At 60.0% G+C, this 16592-nt stretch carries 11 protein-coding genes; 3 read left to right on the top strand and 8 right to left on the bottom strand.

All coding sequences use genetic code 11. The annotated features are described in order from the left end of the window. Nucleotides 1-70: 70 nt before the first annotated feature. From NQ050_RS06515 to NQ050_RS06505, 3 genes are all read right to left on the bottom strand, one after another. Nucleotides 71-1558 carry an NAD(P)/FAD-dependent oxidoreductase gene (locus NQ050_RS06515; RefSeq protein WP_257038492.1) on the bottom strand — a complete coding sequence of 496 codons (1488 nt, stop codon included), beginning with the start codon at nt 1556-1558 and terminating at the stop codon, nt 71-73. Nucleotides 1559-1677: 119 nt separating this feature from the next. Then, nucleotides 1678-2535: an alpha/beta fold hydrolase gene (locus tag NQ050_RS06510; protein ID WP_257038491.1), complete on the bottom strand. Its 858-nt coding sequence runs from the start codon at nt 2533-2535 to the stop codon at nt 1678-1680. Nucleotides 2536-3046: 511 nt separating this feature from the next. After that, nucleotides 3047-4129 (bottom strand): zinc-binding dehydrogenase, encoded by a 1083-nt coding sequence (locus tag NQ050_RS06505; RefSeq protein ID WP_257038490.1) that lies wholly within the window; start codon nt 4127-4129, stop codon nt 3047-3049. A gap of 705 nt (nt 4130-4834) precedes the next feature. Between NQ050_RS06505 and NQ050_RS06500 the strand changes: the two genes are divergently transcribed. The 3 genes from NQ050_RS06500 to NQ050_RS06490 all read left to right on the top strand — a co-directional run bounded on the left by NQ050_RS06500 (nt 4835) and on the right by NQ050_RS06490 (nt 9494). Next, nucleotides 4835-6010 (top strand): TAXI family TRAP transporter solute-binding subunit, encoded by a 1176-nt coding sequence (locus tag NQ050_RS06500; RefSeq protein ID WP_257038489.1) that lies wholly within the window; start codon nt 4835-4837, stop codon nt 6008-6010. Between the two features lie 44 nt (nt 6011-6054). Beyond that, nucleotides 6055-8133 carry a TRAP transporter permease gene (locus tag NQ050_RS06495; RefSeq protein ID WP_257038488.1) on the top strand — a complete coding sequence of 693 codons (2079 nt, stop codon included), beginning with the start codon at nt 6055-6057 and terminating at the stop codon, nt 8131-8133. Nucleotides 8134-8276: 143 nt separating this feature from the next. Further along, on the top strand, nt 8277-9494 hold the full coding sequence (locus tag NQ050_RS06490; RefSeq protein WP_257038487.1) for an acyl-CoA dehydrogenase family protein: 1218 nt from the start codon (nt 8277-8279) through the stop codon (nt 9492-9494). Nucleotides 9495-9559: 65 nt separating this feature from the next. On the opposite strand, the gene NQ050_RS06485 is transcribed toward NQ050_RS06490, so the two are convergent. The 5 genes from NQ050_RS06485 to NQ050_RS06465 all read right to left on the bottom strand — a co-directional run bounded on the left by NQ050_RS06485 (nt 9560) and on the right by NQ050_RS06465 (nt 16483). Next, nucleotides 9560-11035, bottom strand: coding sequence for a 3-oxoacid CoA-transferase (locus tag NQ050_RS06485; protein WP_257038486.1), 1476 nt, complete (start codon nt 11033-11035; stop codon nt 9560-9562). A 59-nt stretch (nt 11036-11094) separates the two neighbouring features. Continuing rightward, complete coding sequence (locus NQ050_RS06480; RefSeq protein ID WP_257038485.1) at nt 11095-12288, bottom strand: thiolase family protein; 1194 nt, start codon at nt 12286-12288, stop codon at nt 11095-11097. Between the two features lie 51 nt (nt 12289-12339). Further along, complete coding sequence (locus NQ050_RS06475; RefSeq protein WP_306428531.1) at nt 12340-13266, bottom strand: 3-hydroxyacyl-CoA dehydrogenase family protein; 927 nt, start codon at nt 13264-13266, stop codon at nt 12340-12342. Between the two features lie 12 nt (nt 13267-13278). After that, the gene (locus NQ050_RS06470; RefSeq protein ID WP_257038484.1) at nt 13279-14094 is read right to left on the bottom strand and encodes an enoyl-CoA hydratase/isomerase family protein; all 816 of its coding nucleotides are present in this window, start codon (nt 14092-14094) and stop codon (nt 13279-13281) included. Between the two features lie 319 nt (nt 14095-14413). Then, a complete protein-coding gene (locus NQ050_RS06465) occupies nt 14414-16483 on the bottom strand; it encodes an N-acetylmuramoyl-L-alanine amidase (protein WP_257038482.1) in 2070 nt (689 codons plus the stop codon). Between the last annotated feature and the right edge of the window lie 109 nt (nt 16484-16592).

Here is a 16592-nt window from a genome sequence, read left to right as displayed (position 1 = left end):
CCCCCCACCAACCCCACAAAACTAAAAAGGGACCCCGGCGCACGGCCAAGGCCCCTTTCAAGGCGTGTTGCTATACGGTGACGGCTTCACGCTCGGACTTGCGGAAGGTGTACTTCTCTGGGTTGAACACGCCGTTGTGGTCGCGGAAGTACTGGGCGGAGTTCGGGTAGATGGTGGTCAGGCGGCCGAACTTGTGGTCGAAGTACCAGGACTTGCAGCCGCCGGAAAGCCAGATGGTCTCTTCTGCCTCGGCATCCATCTCGGCGATGTAACGGTCCTCTTCTTCCTGGGTTGCCTCGAAGACGTCGTAGCCGGATTCCTCCAGGTAGTCCAGGGTGTCCAGGACAAAGTCGGCCTGGGATTCCACGATGTGCACCGTGGAGTTGTGGCCCAGGGAGGTATTGGGGCCGTTGATGATGAAAAGGTTCGGGAAGCCGGCAACCGTGATGGAGTCCAGGGCCTTCATGCCGGCAACGTTCCAGTGGTCCTCCAGGGAGGTGCCGGAGCCGTTGTGGATGTATGGGGCGAATGGGGCGGTGGTGGCGTCGAAGCCGGTTGCGAACACAACGGCGTCTACCTCGTAGGATTCGCCGGAAGCAGCGGTGACGGTGTTGCCATCCATGCTCACCAGAGCGGAGGTTTCCAGCGTAACCTTTGGGTCCTGGATTGCAGGGTAGAAGTTGTTGGAGAGCAGCACGCGCTTGCAGCCGATCTCGTAGTCAGGGGTGAGCTTTGCGCGCAGCTCTGGGTCCTCCACCTGGTTGTGCAGGTGGTTCAGGGCCTCCTGCGTGGCGGTTGCCTTGTAGGTGGCTACGTTCCTGCGGGCCGCGAAGCCCTGCTCGAGGTACCAGTAGATGTTCTCGCGGTGGCGCTCAAGTGCCTCGTGGTCGCGGGCAAACGCGCGCTTCGTCGTCTCGGAGTAAACGTAGTCGGGGCGTGGGCGAATCCAAGACGGGGTGCGCTGGAACACCACTACCTCGGAACCGATCTTCACCATCTCAGGAATCACCTGGATAGCGGAGGCGCCGGTGCCTACCACTGCGATGCGCTTGCCGGTGAGGTCCACGGTGTGATCCCACTTCGCGGTGTGCATCTTGTCCCCGGTGAAGGTATCAATGCCTGGGATGTCTGGCAGCGTTGGCACGGTGAGGCTGCCCACTGCGGAAATGTAGTACTTGCAGGTGTATTCGCCCTGAGCGGTGGTGATGTGCCACAGGGATTCGGCCTCATTCCACTCGGCGTGCTTGAGCTCGTTGAACTGGCGGATGTGGGGCTCAATGCCTTCCTCGCGGATTACGTCCAGCATGTACTGCTGAATCTCCTCGCCTGGGGCGAAGAACTTGGACCAGTTTGGGTTCAGGTGGAAGGAGAAGGAGTAGACGTGGGATGGGATGTCGCAGGCAACGCCTGGGTAGGTGTTGTCTCGCCAGGTGCCGCCTGGGCCCTCCGCGCGGTCCAAGACAACAAAGTTGTCCTCGCCACGGCGCTTGAGCTTGCAAGCCATGGAGATGCCGGAGAAGCCGGTGCCAACAATGATGTAGTCAAAATGCTCAGACATGGGGTGCTCCTGTAAGTAGAAAAGTTGGGAAGGGTGCGGGGGTGGAAGTGTTGTCAGTGTTGTCAAGGCAGCGGGGTCAAGGTACCGACGCCCACCGCCTCAGCGAAACGGCCTGCAACTTAAGGCTTTGGCGTCGGAATGATTGAGCCTGCCTCGAAGCGCTCTGGCTTCTCGGTGAACTCGAGGATGTGGTGGACCAGTTCGGGCGCGCGCTCGTTGACGCACATGTGGCCGGAGTTCACTCGGGTGAGGCGGGCGTTATCAATGCCGCCGAAGAGTTGGCGCTGGTGGTGCGGCGGAATCATGATGTCTTCCTGCGCGGAGATAATCAGCGTTGGAGCGGTAATGTTGCCGAGCTCATCAAAGATGTCAATGCGCGTATTCAGTTCCATTTGTTTGTGGGAGAACTCGGTCTTCACAATGGTTTCCTGCGCCTTATCCAGCGCCTGTGGCGATTGCATGAGCAGGAAGTCTGGGGAGTACGCGGAGAACATGGTCCATGCGCGCAGTGCGGAAGGGTCCTCTTGGGCTGCGAGGGTGTTGTACACCCGGTTGCGCAGCTTCTGTACGTAATCGGTACGAGCCCATCCCGCGATCAGCACGAGGTTGCCAATCAGATCCTGGTGGCGCGCTGCGGTGGCTGCTGCGGTCACGGCACCGAGGGAGAAGCCAACCAGGGTGACCTTGGTGTTTGGTGCCACCTGGCGGATTACTTCTGCGGTCTGGGCTACGAGGTCTTCCAGCTCAAGCGGCTGATCGCCGGTGGTGGGGTTTGCCCAGTCAAAGCCGATCACGCGGTACTTGGTGGAAAGAATTGGGTAAAGGAACCCGAAGTGGGTTGGTGCGGTACCGGAGGTGCCGTGGACCAGGACGATTGCCTCGCCTGGGTGCTCGCGCTCATTCTCGGAGTCGTAGTAGGTGATCTCCAGGCCATCTGCGGTGATGGTCTTTGGGACGAAAGTGCCGGTGGTTGTCATGGCTAATGTCCTTTCTGGGGTGCTTTCGCTTGCGATGAGCGCGGTGTGCAATGTGCGTGCTAGAGCTGCTTGGCTTGTGTTGTTCATTTGTAAAACGTTTTGGCCAAGTTTCTCAGCGCGCATATTCGGGTCAAAGATGGCACCGATCATGCTTGCGGGAAGAATGTGATGTAACGCACTTTGTACGTTCTGGGGTACAACCTAGCACGGGGTTGGCGCATGTAAACCCTCCAGCCGATTTATTACTGATCTGCAATTAATCTACTGCATTTTTCTTACAATTCTCCCAAATATAGCAAATCCACTACCGCGGAAAACCCCTGATAAGCCCACATATCCACAACGACGGCACACAGGCGGTGCATCGCCGATGGGCACCATTGCTTGGGTCCAGATAATTAGCCCCACCGGGGGTGGAAATGCCAAATCCGGCCGCCACTCCTCGTTGGATCAACAAGCGTTGTACGTGAAGTGGGCAGCCGGATATGGGGTGAAAGGGGGCACCAAACGCTTAATCCTCGTTTGGCTTCACCAAGATGCGGATCGGGTTGCCAACCTTGTTCTCCAGGGCGGCGATGCCGCGCTCAACTTCATCGAGGGGCACCACCTCGGAGATGGATTGGCTCAAATCAATACGCCCGTAGCGCACCAGTTGTGTCAGCGCGCCCACGTCTTCGGTGCGGTAGCCATAGTGGCCAAACAGCTTCTTGCGGCCGCGAGCCAGGTCAATCGACGTACCTGCCGCGAGCTCCTGGGAGGACATTCCCACCACCACGGTGCGGCCCAAGTGGTTGAGTGCCTCCATTGCGCTGCGGCTGGTGGATTCAATGCCCACCGCATCAAAGGCAACGTCCACGCCCTTGCCTTGAGTGAGCTCAAAGATCTTGGATTGCAAATCGGGGTCGTCGGAACGCAGTGTGTAATCCGCACCGAGCTGCTTTGCCCGTTCCAGGACTTCGTCGTTGATGTCAATCGCAATCACTGGCACCGCGCCGGCGACTTTCGCGAGCTGCATGATGTGCGTGCCCACGCCGCCCACGCCCCACACGGCTACGGACTCGCCGATTTGCAGTTGGGCGGTGCGCATGACGGCGCCGAATGGGGTGGCAACGGCGTCGGCGAGGATTGCCGCCTGATCCATAGGGACACCCTCGGGGACCGCGGTGAGGCCAACGGCCGGGACGGCAACGTACTGTGCCCAGCCACCGTCGTAATCAAACGCCATGACCTGCTTTTTTACGCAGGCGATGCTATCGCCCACCAGGCACTTGTTGCATTTGCCGCAGGGGCGGCCGGCGGAAGCGATCACGCGCGCACCCACATTCCAGTGCGAAACCTTCTCACCTACCTGCACAATCGTTCCTGAAACCTCATGGCCCTGCGTCACCACATCCACACGCGGGGTAAAGGTGCCGTTGATCAAGGAAAGGTCCGAGTGGCAAATACCGCAATACGCCACCTTGAGGAGCACCTCATCGGCCTTAATGGTGGGAACCGGCACCTCCTCAATGGTGATGCGCTTGTCCGCTGTATATAGGCGCTGCGCCTTCATGGTTGCGGGGACCTGGAAGCTCTCTGCAGTTTGGGTGGTCATGATGAGTCCTTTCCTGTGAAGGCCAATGGTGAATTTGTATTGCGCCCTACCTTTTCCAATTGCTGGGGCGCGAGTGTTGCTGGCCCTTGGAGTGCGGTGCATTTCCGACGCAACCAGGTGGCCGCCCGGCCATTCGGTTCACCTGAACCTGAACCGGGATGAAGTTCTCCTGCCGTGGGCGTGCGTCTGACGGGCTGGTCTGTTTTCCTCTGGTCTGCTGTTTTACTGCTTGCGTACCCAAGGTTGGTTTCAGCTTAGGGCTTATGAGGTGCTGTTGGGCAGGGTTTATGCAGGGGCGCTTGAGGTGCCCGAAGATCAGTAAGAACTGCGCGAAACTTCCTCAAACGGGGGTAGCGTACTTGCCGTCTATAAGCCTTGGCCTGAGGATATTCCAAATATTCGGGCACTGGAAAATACCCCCGTGGCGGACGTGGTGCCGCGGTTTTACCTCCCTATTTATACTGCAGCGGTATTAGGTTTATGCGCCCATTGACCGCATCCCTGACCTGCGATGATGTGCAAAGTTGCAGGTCGCGGCGCCGCTATTTGGCCGAGATCAAGATTGTTTCCTGCGGGAAAGCAGCAATAATTGATGTGCCGTTTGGTATCAATCCGTTTTTGTATGGTGTTTCACATTTCGCCTCTTTATGATTGCCCCAACGCTTTCAACGTGACCCGCGTTACATTCTTTAGATTGGAGGGGCAATGGTTACTTCTCGGCCAATGTCTAGGCGCCGTTTTCTGCAGGGAGTGGCTGCAACGTTCGCCGCAACTGCTCTCGCATCCTGTGCCCGTGATGAACAAACAAGGGAAGCTGGATTCCCCAAGAACATGGTGTGGAGCACCTTCGCAGTTGGTTCATCCACCTACGCCGTTGTTGCTTCCTTGGGCAATGTGATCTCCCGCAGCACGGGCACCCAGGTTCGTTTGATGACTGGCGATACCGGCATTGCGCGTATGGCGCCGCTGTTTTCTGGCGTTGCCAACTACGCCCGCGTTGGCGATGAATCCCTGCAGGTGTTTGAAGGCAGCGGCGAGTTTGCCTCTGAGGCCTGGGGCCCCAAGCCCGTGCGCCTGCTGTGGACTCCCTCCACCAAGTTTGGCATGGCCGTCAAGGCGGACTCGGACATCTACACCCTGGATGATCTACGAGGAAAGAAGGTGCCGCGCTTTGTTGCAATGGCGCCGACCAACAAGAAGATGTCTGGCTTCCTCAACATCGCCGGCATGGACTGGGAAGACGTCCAGCCAATCACCATCACCGGCATGGAACAGTTCGAGGCGCTCAAGACCGGCCAAATTGACGTGATTTACGCCAACGTGGTTGGCGCCTCTATTGAAGAGGTGGCCTCCCGCTATGACCTGCGCTGGTTGGACATGGGCGCCTACCCGCCGGAGAACTACACCCAGTTGGTAGATAAGTTCCCCATGGGCCGAGTGGTCCGCGCCAAGAACCTCCCGGGCCAAGACCCCGAGCAGGAGGCCGGCGTGATGGAGACCTCCCTCCCGATGGTGGTCCGCGAGGACCTCTCTGAAGAAGAGGTGTACGCGGTGACCAACCTTTTTGTGGATCGCTTTGACGAATACAAGAACGTCACCACGGAAAGCCCCGCGATGAGCATCGACCAACTCGTGATGACCCCGCTGTTCATCCCATTCCACAAAGGCGTGGTTCGTGTTCTCAAAGAGCGCGGCAAGTGGACTGATGCCCTTGACGTGCGTAACCAAGCACTCCTCGAACGCGAGCGCATCATGCAGGAAGCCTGGCCCGGATTCTGGGCGGAACATGGCTCCAAGCCGCACGCTGAAACCTCCGCAATGTGGGACCAATGGCGTGCTGAAAACCTTCCTGAGCTGCCAAAAGCTGAGGCTCGTACCTAACACACTCTCAACAACACTCACAGCACCAACAGAAAGGAGGAGCCGTGACTACTGCAACTTCAAACGGCGCTCAGGGTCAGGCTTCAGGAGAGCAGCTCCCCGGCGGCTTGGATAGGAACGCACTCATTGACAAGGCTGAGTCCATTGACTTTGAGCACAATGACTCGGTGTGGGAGAACCCGCGCTTGACCAAGTTCTGGGGAATCGTGGTGGGCATTTTGTCCGCCGCGGGTATCTTGCTCACCATCAACCAGGTGTTCTACCTCGGTGTGGGCGGAGTGTTCATTGCTACCAATGCATTCCTCTACATCATCATGGCGCTGTTCATTCCGATCGCATTCATTGTGGTGCCTTTCCGTAAGGAAGAAGCACCGCGCCCGGGTGTGCCTTGGTATGACGTCGTGATGATCGTCGTCTTCTTTGCCACCAACATGTGGTTGGCATTCAACGCGGAAAACATCTCTTTGTTCGGTTGGTCCATGATCGCGCCTACGCGCGCAACTGTGGTGGCCATCATCGTGTGGGCCCTCATTCTGGAGGCGCTGCGCCGTGCGGCGGGCTGGATCGTCGCTTTGCTCGCAGCTTTGGTTTCACTGTATCCGCTGATCGCGGAAAGTATCCCATCACCAGTGCTTTCCGGTATTCAATATGACTTTGGCACCCTTGCCCAGGTGCATGTGATGGGCGCCGATTCCATCGTGGGACTGCCAATGCAGACCGCCGGCCAACTGCTCATCGGTTTCATGGCCTTCGGCGTGGTGCTGCAGCACACCGGTGGTGCGCGATTCTTCAACGACCTCGCAATGTCCATCTTTGGCAAGTACCGCGGCGGTACGGCAAAGGTCTCGGTTGCCTCCTCGGCTGCGCTGGGCATGATGTCCGGTTCCGCGGTGTCCAACGTGCTCACCACCGGCCCGATGACCATCCCGGCGATGATCAAGAACGGCTTTAGCCGCAAGACCGCGGGTGCCGTTGAGGCCACCGCCTCCTCCGGCGGTTCCATCACGCCACCGATCATGGGCGCGGCTGCCTTCCTCATGGTGTCCTTCGCCGGCGTTCCGTACACCCAAATCCTGATCGCGGCGTCCATCCCTGCATTCCTCTACTTCTTTGGCATCTACATGCAGTTGGACGGCTACTCCGCAAAGAACCGTCTGCGTGGCGTGCCCAAGGAAATGCTGCCGGTATTCGGCAAGACCCTGGTGGGCGGCTGGCCGTTCATCCTGGCCCTGGGCCTGCTCACGGTCCTGCTGGTGGTGAGCCCCTCTGAGGCGCAGATTCCTTACTGGGTTGTGCTCACACTGCTGATCATCGCCTTCGTGCGCAAGAAGGACCGCATGACGCTGAAAGACCTCTACTCAATGCACATTGACCTCGCAGTTTCCATGGGCAAGCTGTTTGCCACCGTTGCGGGCGTCGGTTTGATCCTGGGTGGGCTTAGCGCAACGGGCGTGGCGCTCAGTATGTCCAGCGACCTCATCGCCATGGTCGGCGACAACGTCATCCTCCTCCTCATCACCGGCGCGCTCGCCTGTTTTGTGCTCGGCATGGGCCTCACGATCTCCGCAGCGTATGTATTCCTGGCCATCATCATGGCGCCGGCGCTGCTGGAACTCGGCGTGAACGTGTACGCGGCGCACTTGTTCATCATCTACTGGGCTTCCGTTTCTTACATCACCCCGCCGGTGGGCTTGGCGGCCTTCGCGGCGGCGGGCATTGCAAAGTCCAGGCCGATGGAAACATCCGTGGAGGCCATGCGCTTGGGTGCGGTGAAATACATCGTCCCGTTTGGCTTCGCCCTCAACCCCGCCTTGGTTGCGCAGGCGAGCTTCCCAGTGGTCCTCGCGGCAGCGGTCCTCTCCATCATCGGCGTATTTGCGCTGGCAGCAGGCTTCTCCGGCTTCCTCCAAATCGCCGACGCCAAGATCGACCCCGTCACCCGCATCATCCTGGTGGTCGCTGGCTTCGCGGTGTTCCTCCCGCAGTGGAGCATTTCCATCGCTGGTGCGGTGGTGATCGCAGGTCTCATCGTGCTGCACCGCCTGCGCCGGGGTTCCAGGAAGGGGAGCGAAGGTTCCGACGTCACCAGCACCCCAGTTCCCGCCGCGGTCGCTGCTCCCTAAGGATTCTTCTGTCAGGTGAAATAATCTCACCCAAATTGGGTATCTGCCCGCAGTAATTGATGCGCGTCTCCTAGTATAAAGAGACGCGCATCACATTTTAGGTCACTACATAGGCCACAACTTTTTCAAGAAAGGTGCTTTCCATGGCTGCTGGAAACACGGACCTCATTGGTATTGAGGCGCTGCTTCAACCCTCCGAAATTGAAACCCGCAACCGCGTCCGCGCGCTTGTGGACGAGCACATCAAGCCCCACGTAGGCCAGTGGTTCGAAAACGCCGAGCTACCCACCCATCTCTTCCCGATCCTCGCCGAGGCAGGCCTGTTCGGTATGCATATCAAGGGCTATGGCTGCGCCGGCAAGTCCGCGGTGGAATACGGCCTGGCCATGCAGGAATTGGAGGCTGGCGATTCCGGCATCCGCACGGTGGTTTCCGTGCAGGGCTCGCTGGCAATGTCTGCCATCTACAAGCACGGCTCCGAGGAGCAAAAGGAACACTGGCTGCCACGGATGGCAAAAGGCGAGGTGATCGGTTGTTTTGCGCTGACCGAACCCACCGCCGGTTCCGACCCCTCCAGCATGGCTACCCACGCTCAGTGGGTGGATGGCCAGTGGCGCCTGAGCGGCGCGAAGCGCTGGATTGGCCTCGCGAGCGTGGCGCAGGTGGCGATCGTGTGGGCAAAGGTTTCCGACGCAGACGTGGTTGCTTCCGGCAACACCTTGGAAAAAGAATCCGCTGGCGGCGCAACGGTGCGCGGCTTCATTGTGCCCACCGATCTTGAGGGTTTCACCGCTACCCCGATCACCAACAAGTTGTCCATGAGGGCTTCCATCCAATGCGACATTGAGATGGACCAAGTAGCCCTCCCCGCGGACGCTCTGCTGCCCAAAAACCCTGGCCTGAAGGCCCCGTTCATGTGCCTCAACGAGGCCCGCTTTGGCATCGCCTTTGGTGCGATGGGCGCTGCGCGCGACGCACTGGAGTGCGCCCTTGAGTACAGCGCCGAGCGCCTTCAGTTTGAGCGCCCGCTCTCCTCTTTCCAGCTCACTCAGCAGAAGCTGGCCAACATGGCGGTGGAGCTCAACAAGGGGCAGTTGCTCGCCTTGACCATCGGCCGTGCGAAAGACGCCGGCACGCTGCAAACCCACCAGATCTCGGTGGGCAAGCTTTCCAATTGCCGCACCGCCATTGAAATCTGCCAGTTGGCACGCACCATTTTGGGCGGCAACGGCATCACCACCGAATACTCACCGATGCGGCACGCCGCCAACTTGGAGTCGGTGCGCACCTATGAGGGCACGGACGAAGTTCATACCCTCATCCTCGGCCAGGTGCTTACCGGGGAAAACGCATTCCGGTGAGGGAATGAAGAAGCGGCCCGCTAGCTTTTGCTCGCGGGCCGCTTTTGCGGTTGTGCACTGCGCCCTTAAGTGCGGTCCTCAAAGGGAGCGTCGGTGGCGGCGCGCACCTGGTCTACGGTGACCCCAGGTGCGAGTTCCACGAGCCTCAGCCCTTGGTCGGTAACGTCAAACACGCCCATCGAAGTGATAATGCGATCTACCACGCGTTTTCCGGTGAGTGGGTAGGTGCATTCGCGCTTGATGCGGGAGTTGCCCTCGGGGTCCAGGTGCTCCATGATCACCACTACGCGCTGTGCACCTTGGACCAGGTCCATGGCTCCGCCCATGCCGCGCAGCAGCTTGCCGGGCACGGCCCAGTTGGCAAGGTCGCCGTATTCTGACACCTCGAAGGCACCCAGGATGACGGTGTTGATGTAGCCGCCGCGGATCATGCTGAAGCTCGTGGAGGAATCAAAGGTGGAGCCGCCGGGCTTGATGGTGACGGTCTCCTTTCCGGCGTTGCACACGTCTTGGTCTAGCTCCCAGGGCAGTGGGGCTGGGCCCATGTGGAGAATGCCGTTTTCACTTTGCAGGCGCACCTCCACTCCCTTGGGAACATAGTTGGCCACGAGGGTGGGCAGGCCAATACCGAGGTTCACGTACTCGCCATCGGAAAGTTCCTTGCCTGCGCGCTGCGCGATTTGCTGCCGCGACCACCCTCCTGCGGCGTTGCTGGACGCGGACGTGGGGGCGTCGGCATGCTCCTCGCTGCTCTCGGGGTCGGTGAGTTGCAGGATACCGAGCGGTTTGTAATCGCGTTCTTGTTTGGTCAGTGGGTAGACACGGTCCACGAAGATGCCGGGCAGGTGGATCTCGGAGGGGTCAAGGGATCCGACGGGAACAATATGCTCTGCTTCCACCACGGTGATCCGGGCCGCTTTGGCCATGTCCGGGTTGAAGTTGGTGGAGGACTTGCGGAAGACAACGTTGCCCTCGGCGTCGGCTTTCCAGGCGTGGACCATGGCGTAGTCCGGCTGAATCGCCTCCTCAAGGACGTACTCGCGCTCTTGGCCGTTGTGGGTGAAGGTGCGCACTTCTTTGGGCTGGGTGAACTCGATGGCCTCGCCTTGCTCGTTGTAGCGCGTGGGCACGCCGCCCTCCGCCACTGCCGTTCCCGCGCCCGTTGGGGTGAAGAATGCAGGAATGCCCGCGCCACCTGCGCGAAGACGCTCCGCGAAGGAACCCTGCGGGATCAGCTCCACAGACACTTTGCCGCCTAAGAACAGATCCTGGAAACCGCGGTTGAAGCCCAGGTGAGAGCCCACGAACTTGCGCACCTGGTTGTTTTCCACCACGAACGCCAGGCCGGTGAGGTTGCCCTCGCTGTCTGAACCGCCGGGGTTGTTGGAGTAAATGGTGAGGTTATCCACCGGTTCCTTGGCAAGCTGCGCAATGAGCGCATAGGGAACGCCGGAGGTGCCAAATCCGCCAAAGGCAATGGACATGCCGGATTGTATCCCGGCGAGAGCTTGTTGAACGTTGGGGAAGATCTTGGATTGCATGTGAGCTCTCCTCCTCAAGGTGGGCTCGTGTGGGGACGGTGGAATTGGGGATGTGGGTGCTACACGCGTTCGAGTGCCAGCGCCATGCCTTGGCCAAACCCCACGCACATGGTGGAGATGCCGGTGCTGAGGCCGAGCTGTTCCATTCGGTTCAACAAGGTGATGGTGATGCGCGAGCCAGATGAGCCGAGCGGGTGCCCGAGTGCGATGGCACCGCCCCAGGGGTTGACCTTCTCTGGGTCGAGGTCCAGCCTTCTGATGCTGGCTAGGGATTGGGTGGCAAATGCCTCGTTGATTTCAAAGGTGTCTACCGTTTGGTTGCTCCACCCGGTGCGGGCGTAGAGCTTTTCCACGGCGGGGACTGGGCCCATGCCCATAATCTCTGGGGCAAGGCCAACGTTGGCAAAGTCTACAATTCGTGCGCGCGGGGTCAGCCCGTAGCGCTTGATTGCCTCATCTGAGGCGATGATGAGGGCGGAGGCGCCGTCGTTGAGCGAGGAAGAATTGCCTGCCGTCACCACCGAGCCACCCTTGACCACCGGCTTGAGCTTGGCCAATCCCTCCACCGTGATGCCTTCGCGCGGGCCTTCGTCGGTGTCCACAACGTGGCTGTTGTTCTTGCGGTCCGTCACCGTGACCGGTGTGATCTCAGGAACAAAGCGCCCTTGGCTGATGGCCTCGAGTGCGCGGCGCTGGGATTCCACGGCAAAGGCGTCCGCGTCCTCGCGGGAAACACCTTCTACTTTGGCCACCTCTTCTGCGGTTTCCAGCATGGAGTAGTTGGTGGTGTCCGGCAGCGTTGGGTTGGTGAAACGCGGGCCGATGGTGGTGTCCCATACCGCGCTGGGGGAGGGGAATGCCTTTTCCGGCTTGGGCATGACCCAGGGGCCGCGCGACATTGACTCCACGCCGCCAGCCACGATGAGGTCCGCATGGCCCGCCTGAATCAGTGCCGTGGCCAGCCCAATGCTGGACATACCGGAGGCGCAGAGGCGGTTGACGGTGATGCCGGGCACCGCATTGGGGAACCCGGCGATCAGCCATGCCAGGCGAGCCACGTTGCGGGAGTCCTCACCAGCGCCGTTTGCGTTGCCAATGATCACATCATCAATCGCCTCTGGTGGGATGTCTACGGCCTCAACCACGGCCTTTAAGTTGTGTGCAATGAGATCATCGGCGCGGACGGAGGAAAGTGACCCGCCGAAGCGGCCCACCGGAGTGCGAAGTGCGGAAACGATGTAAGCGTTGCTCATGGTCACAGCCTTCAAGAGTTGGGGGACGGAGGTGGGCCTTGGGCCTTGGGGCTAGTCGGTGATCGCCCGGACTTTGCGGCCCTGGGCGTCGTACTCATACCAACCGCGGCCGGACTTCTTGCCGTAGCGCCCCTCGTTGTAGAGCTTTTCCACGGCGGGGGAGGGCAGGGAGGCGGGGTCGCCGGTCTGCTCGAACTCGGCCTTGCGGATCAGGTACACCACGTCCACGCCCACCAGGTCCATGAGCTCGAATGGTCCCATTGGGTGGTTGAGTGCAGACTTCGCGGCGAGGTCAATATCCTCAAAGGAAGCGTATCCACCCTGGTAGAGCTCCAGAGCTTCGCGTCGGAGTGCATTGAGTAGACGGTTTGCCACGAACCCAGGAATCTCCTTGTCCATGCGGATTACGTCACGATTCATCTTGCGCGCAAGCGTTTCCACCGCGTCCATGGTCTCGGCGGAGGTGTGCTCGTTGGACACGATCTCGCACGCCTTGAGGACGAGCACCGGGTTGAAGAAGTGCATGTTGCACACCTTGTCCGGCCGTTTGGTGGCTTCCACGAGCTGTGAAGACACAATGTTGGAGGAGTTGGTGGCCAAAATGGTGTGTTCTGGGGTTTGCTCATCGAGCTGCGTGAAGATCTTGCGCTTAATTTCCAGATCCTCAATGGCGGCCTCGATCACGATGTCCGCATCCTTGACCGCCTCAGCCTGGTCGGTGAGCAGGCGCAAGCGGGCAAACGCAGCGTCTACATCTTCTTGAGTGCGGCGCTGCTTTTCGACGTCACGCGCCATCCGTGAACGCAGCATGTCCTCTGCACGATCAAGGGCTTCCTGGGAAATGTCAACGATGGTGGTGTTGTATCCAGAAAGTGCGGCCACCATGCCGATCTGGGAACCCATCGTGCCGGAACCAATTACTACAACATTGTTGATGTCAGTCATGAGAACTCCTGAAGTGTGAAAGATTGTGTGCAATGAAAATGGTGTTTAGTTCTGGGGGAGGCCGTGCTCGCCGCGCACGGAGCGGAAGTCGGGGTGGCGCTTTTCCAGAAAAGCCTTGGTGCCCTCCTGCTTTTCAGCAGTTGCGTACAGCACGCCTTGGGCAAGGCGTTCCAGGAGCATGCCAGTTTGGTGATCCACCCTGGAGCCTCGCTGCAGGACCTCCCGGACGAGTGCTACGGCGGTGATGCCCTTGCGTCGGATGCGCTGGGCGATCTTGTGTGCCTCATCTAGGAGCTCGGATTGCTCCACCACATAGTTCACCAAGCCCCAGCGCAACGCCTCCTCCGCGTTGAGGCGGCGGCCGGTAATGATGATGTCCAAGGCAACGCCAACGCCAACCAGCTTTGCAAGGCGCTGGGTGCCACCGGCCGCGGGGAGGATACCTAGGCCTGTCTCGGGCAGGCCAAAGATGGCGTTGGGGGAGGCGATGCGGATGTCGCAGGCCATGGCCAGCTCATTGCCGCCACCGAGTGCATACCCGTTGACCGCCGCGATGGTTGGCTTGGGGAACTCCGCGATGCGGTCGTACAAACGCTGCATGTAGGACTCCAAAGCGTCCAGCGGCGCGCGCTTGGCGAGCTCATGAATATCCGCACCCGCAACAAACGAGGTATCGCCTTGGCCCGTGATAATGATGGCGTCCACATTTGAGTCCACCTCAATGTCATCCAGGTGTGCGGCGAGCGTCTCCAACACAGGCCGGCTCGCGGCATTGAGCTTTTCCGGCTGGTTAATGGTCAGAACTGCTACGCCGTCCTCATCCTGGCGCTGAACAAGCTGGCTGTGGGTGCTATCAGTCATGGTGCGTTCTTCCTTTGGATGTGCGGATTGATTCTGGTCTTGATCCTGGACGGTTAGGGTCCATTCCAGTTCAAAAATGTGATGCAGCTCATTCTAGGAATTCTGCGAAGAGCGCACTATATATTGCGCAAATTAATGCACCAACAGTATTAATTGAAGTCAATGTGTGGGGCAGTGGTGCGCATGGTTGCGGCTGCGCTGGGATTGCCCTCCTGCCGAATCATTCCGGCGCTGCCGGTGAAGAAATGAAAAACGCCCCAATCCACTTCAGGGATCGGGGCGCCTCCAGCGCCTCAGCGCAGTTCAACAAAGGTTCTGGTTAGGTGAGCTGTACGTCCACCTTGCCGGTGGCTGGGTCGAAGGTGATGTAGCCGCCTTCAAAGTCCACGCGGAGCTTGTTGTTGATTCGGTATTCCTGGTTGAGTGGCAGGCCGAGTGGACCGAAGTCGAAGCCCTGGGCTGCCCAGGTGTCGCCAATCTTGCCCCACAACGCGTTGGTGCCGGTGGAGCCTTCCACGATGATACCGTTGTCAAAGAGGGCAAAGTTGGTTGGCGAGCCATTGCCGCCGATGTAGGAGTGGGTGCCCGAGCGGGCATTGCCGAGCACTGGGCCGAGCTGACGGTTCACGTTCTGCCATGCGCGCGCAATGTTATCGTCACCCGTCAGCGCCACAACCTCATTGATCACGCCAGGGAGGTCGGAGAGCTTGAGGTTGTTCATTACCTGCACGTCACCAACATTGCTTACGCCACCTGGCAGCAGGCCCTGGGAAGCTGCGAGGCCCAGGCCTGCGGCAACGAGTGCGCCCAGGGTTGGGATGATCTCAGAGGAGCCAGCGCCAGCGATCGCAGCGGGAGCCACTGGAGCTGGTGCTGGACTCGGGCGTGTAGCAGGAGCCGGTGCGGGACGCTGAGTGGTGGTAGGCGCCGAGGCGGTGGTCGTCGGAACCGCACTTGGTGTTGCGGTTGGAGCCGCAGTGGCCGCAGCAGAAGCCGCTGCCGAAGCTGAGGCGCCAGTTGCCGTGGCGAAGGCGCCGGACTTGATGGCGTCGTACTTCGTCTTTGCGATGGTGCGGATGTTGCCCATCTGGGCGTAGCCGTACTGGCCTGGGCAGGCGGTATTGCCGACGTCGCGGTGCGCGAAGATGTTTGGCAAGCTCACGCGGGTGCCGCGGGCGTACTTGGCGTAGCTCGTGCCCTCGGAGATGTGGGTGCTGGTGCCGGTGGGATCAATGCCCGCGACTGCCGCGCGCCAACCAGCGATGTCGCCCACAGCCTGGATCATTTCCGGGGTGGTTGGGGCGGTGTCATAGTTGCCCAGCATGGAGATGGCCCAGGTGTTTTCATTGAAGCCGCCTGCGTGCGCGCCCCACACGTCCTTGTTCAGGCCACCCTTGCGGCCCTCGTAGAGGTTGCCGTACTTATCGGCAAGCACGTGGTATCCCACATCGCACCAGCCGAGCTGCTGCGCGTGGTATTGGTAAATGCCGCGCACAATGCCCGGTGCCTGGGCCTCGGAGTAGTTGTTCGAGCCGGCGGTGTGGTGGATGGTGATGCCGGAAACGCCGTCAAAGTACTGGCTATCGCGGCACTTCAGGGACTCATTCGCCCCCCAGCCCGCGCGGGAAATCACTCGTGGCATGCCGGCGGCGTCGTTGGTGAGCTGGATACCATTTTCGGGTAGCTCAGAGGTGCCGCCATCAATGAACACCACGTCGATGTTTTCGGCACTGCCAGCAGTGTCCTCCACGTCCGTGACCGGGCGAATCTCGCCGAAGTTTGAAGGCAGCGGGGCGGTAGCGCCGGAAGGTTGCTCAGCAGGAGCAGGTTCTTCAGCAGCAGGTTCCTCAGCGGGCGTTTCGACGAGCCCAGCGTCCTGCGTGGTCGCCGTCGCCTCGGCTGGTGCGGTGAGATCCACGCCAGAGATGGAAACCTGCACCTTCTGGGTTGGCTCAATGTAGATCAGCTCGGTGCCACGGACGGCGGTGTCGGAGGCGTCACCGAAGTTGTAGGCGTCGGTGTCATACCACTCGGACCAAGAGCCGTCTGGGCGCTCGGCGCGGACGAAGGCTGCGAGGTCGCGGTCGCCAGTCCAGGTCACCGCGAACTGGGAGAAGGGCTGATCCCTGGTGAACTCCTTAACGGTGCGGGGACCGGTGCCGTTCTCGCCTTGAGCTGCGATTGCGGCGTCGTCTACTACAACGCTGGCGCCGTCGGCAAGGCTTGAGGTGCCAACGGAGGCGGTCACCGGCTCGATTGCGGTGCCGTCGGTGCGCAGGATGTTATTCGTGGAAACACCAACTACTGCGGAGGCGAGCACTGCTACTGCGGAGATCATCGCGGTGACAGGTGCCTTTGGTGTGCTGGTGAGGCGTCGTCGTTGCTGCACTATCGGGGTCTCCTCAAAGGTTTCTTGCAACTGTGCCTAGTGGGGGCAAAGTTTATCCACGGATACTCTAGTGCAAGTTGAGGTGTTTGAAAACCCTTGTTGTCTAATG

The organism is Corynebacterium sp. 122RC1, from assembly GCF_024580955.1.
GTDB classification, from domain to species: domain Bacteria; phylum Actinomycetota; class Actinomycetes; order Mycobacteriales; family Mycobacteriaceae; genus Corynebacterium; species Corynebacterium kozikiae.
This window is presented reverse-complemented; position numbering and strand designations above follow the sequence as displayed.

Bases quoted from the DNA above. Each gene is read 5' to 3' on its own strand.
- NQ050_RS06515 (WP_257038492.1), bottom strand. From the start codon at position 1,558: ATGTCTGAGCATTTTGACTACATCATTGTTGGCACCGGCTTCTCCGGC.
- NQ050_RS06510 (WP_257038491.1), bottom strand. From the start codon at position 2,535: ATGACAACCACCGGCACTTTCGTCCCAAAGACCATCACCGCAGATGGC.
- NQ050_RS06505 (WP_257038490.1), bottom strand. From the start codon at position 4,129: ATGACCACCCAAACTGCAGAGAGCTTCCAGGTCCCCGCAACCATGAAG.
- NQ050_RS06500 (WP_257038489.1), top strand. From the start codon at position 4,835: ATGGTTACTTCTCGGCCAATGTCTAGGCGCCGTTTTCTGCAGGGAGTG.
- NQ050_RS06490 (WP_257038487.1), top strand. From the start codon at position 8,277: ATGGCTGCTGGAAACACGGACCTCATTGGTATTGAGGCGCTGCTTCAA.
- NQ050_RS06485 (WP_257038486.1), bottom strand. From the start codon at position 11,035: ATGCAATCCAAGATCTTCCCCAACGTTCAACAAGCTCTCGCCGGGATA.
- NQ050_RS06480 (WP_257038485.1), bottom strand. From the start codon at position 12,288: ATGAGCAACGCTTACATCGTTTCCGCACTTCGCACTCCGGTGGGCCGC.
- NQ050_RS06470 (WP_257038484.1), bottom strand. From the start codon at position 14,094: ATGACTGATAGCACCCACAGCCAGCTTGTTCAGCGCCAGGATGAGGAC.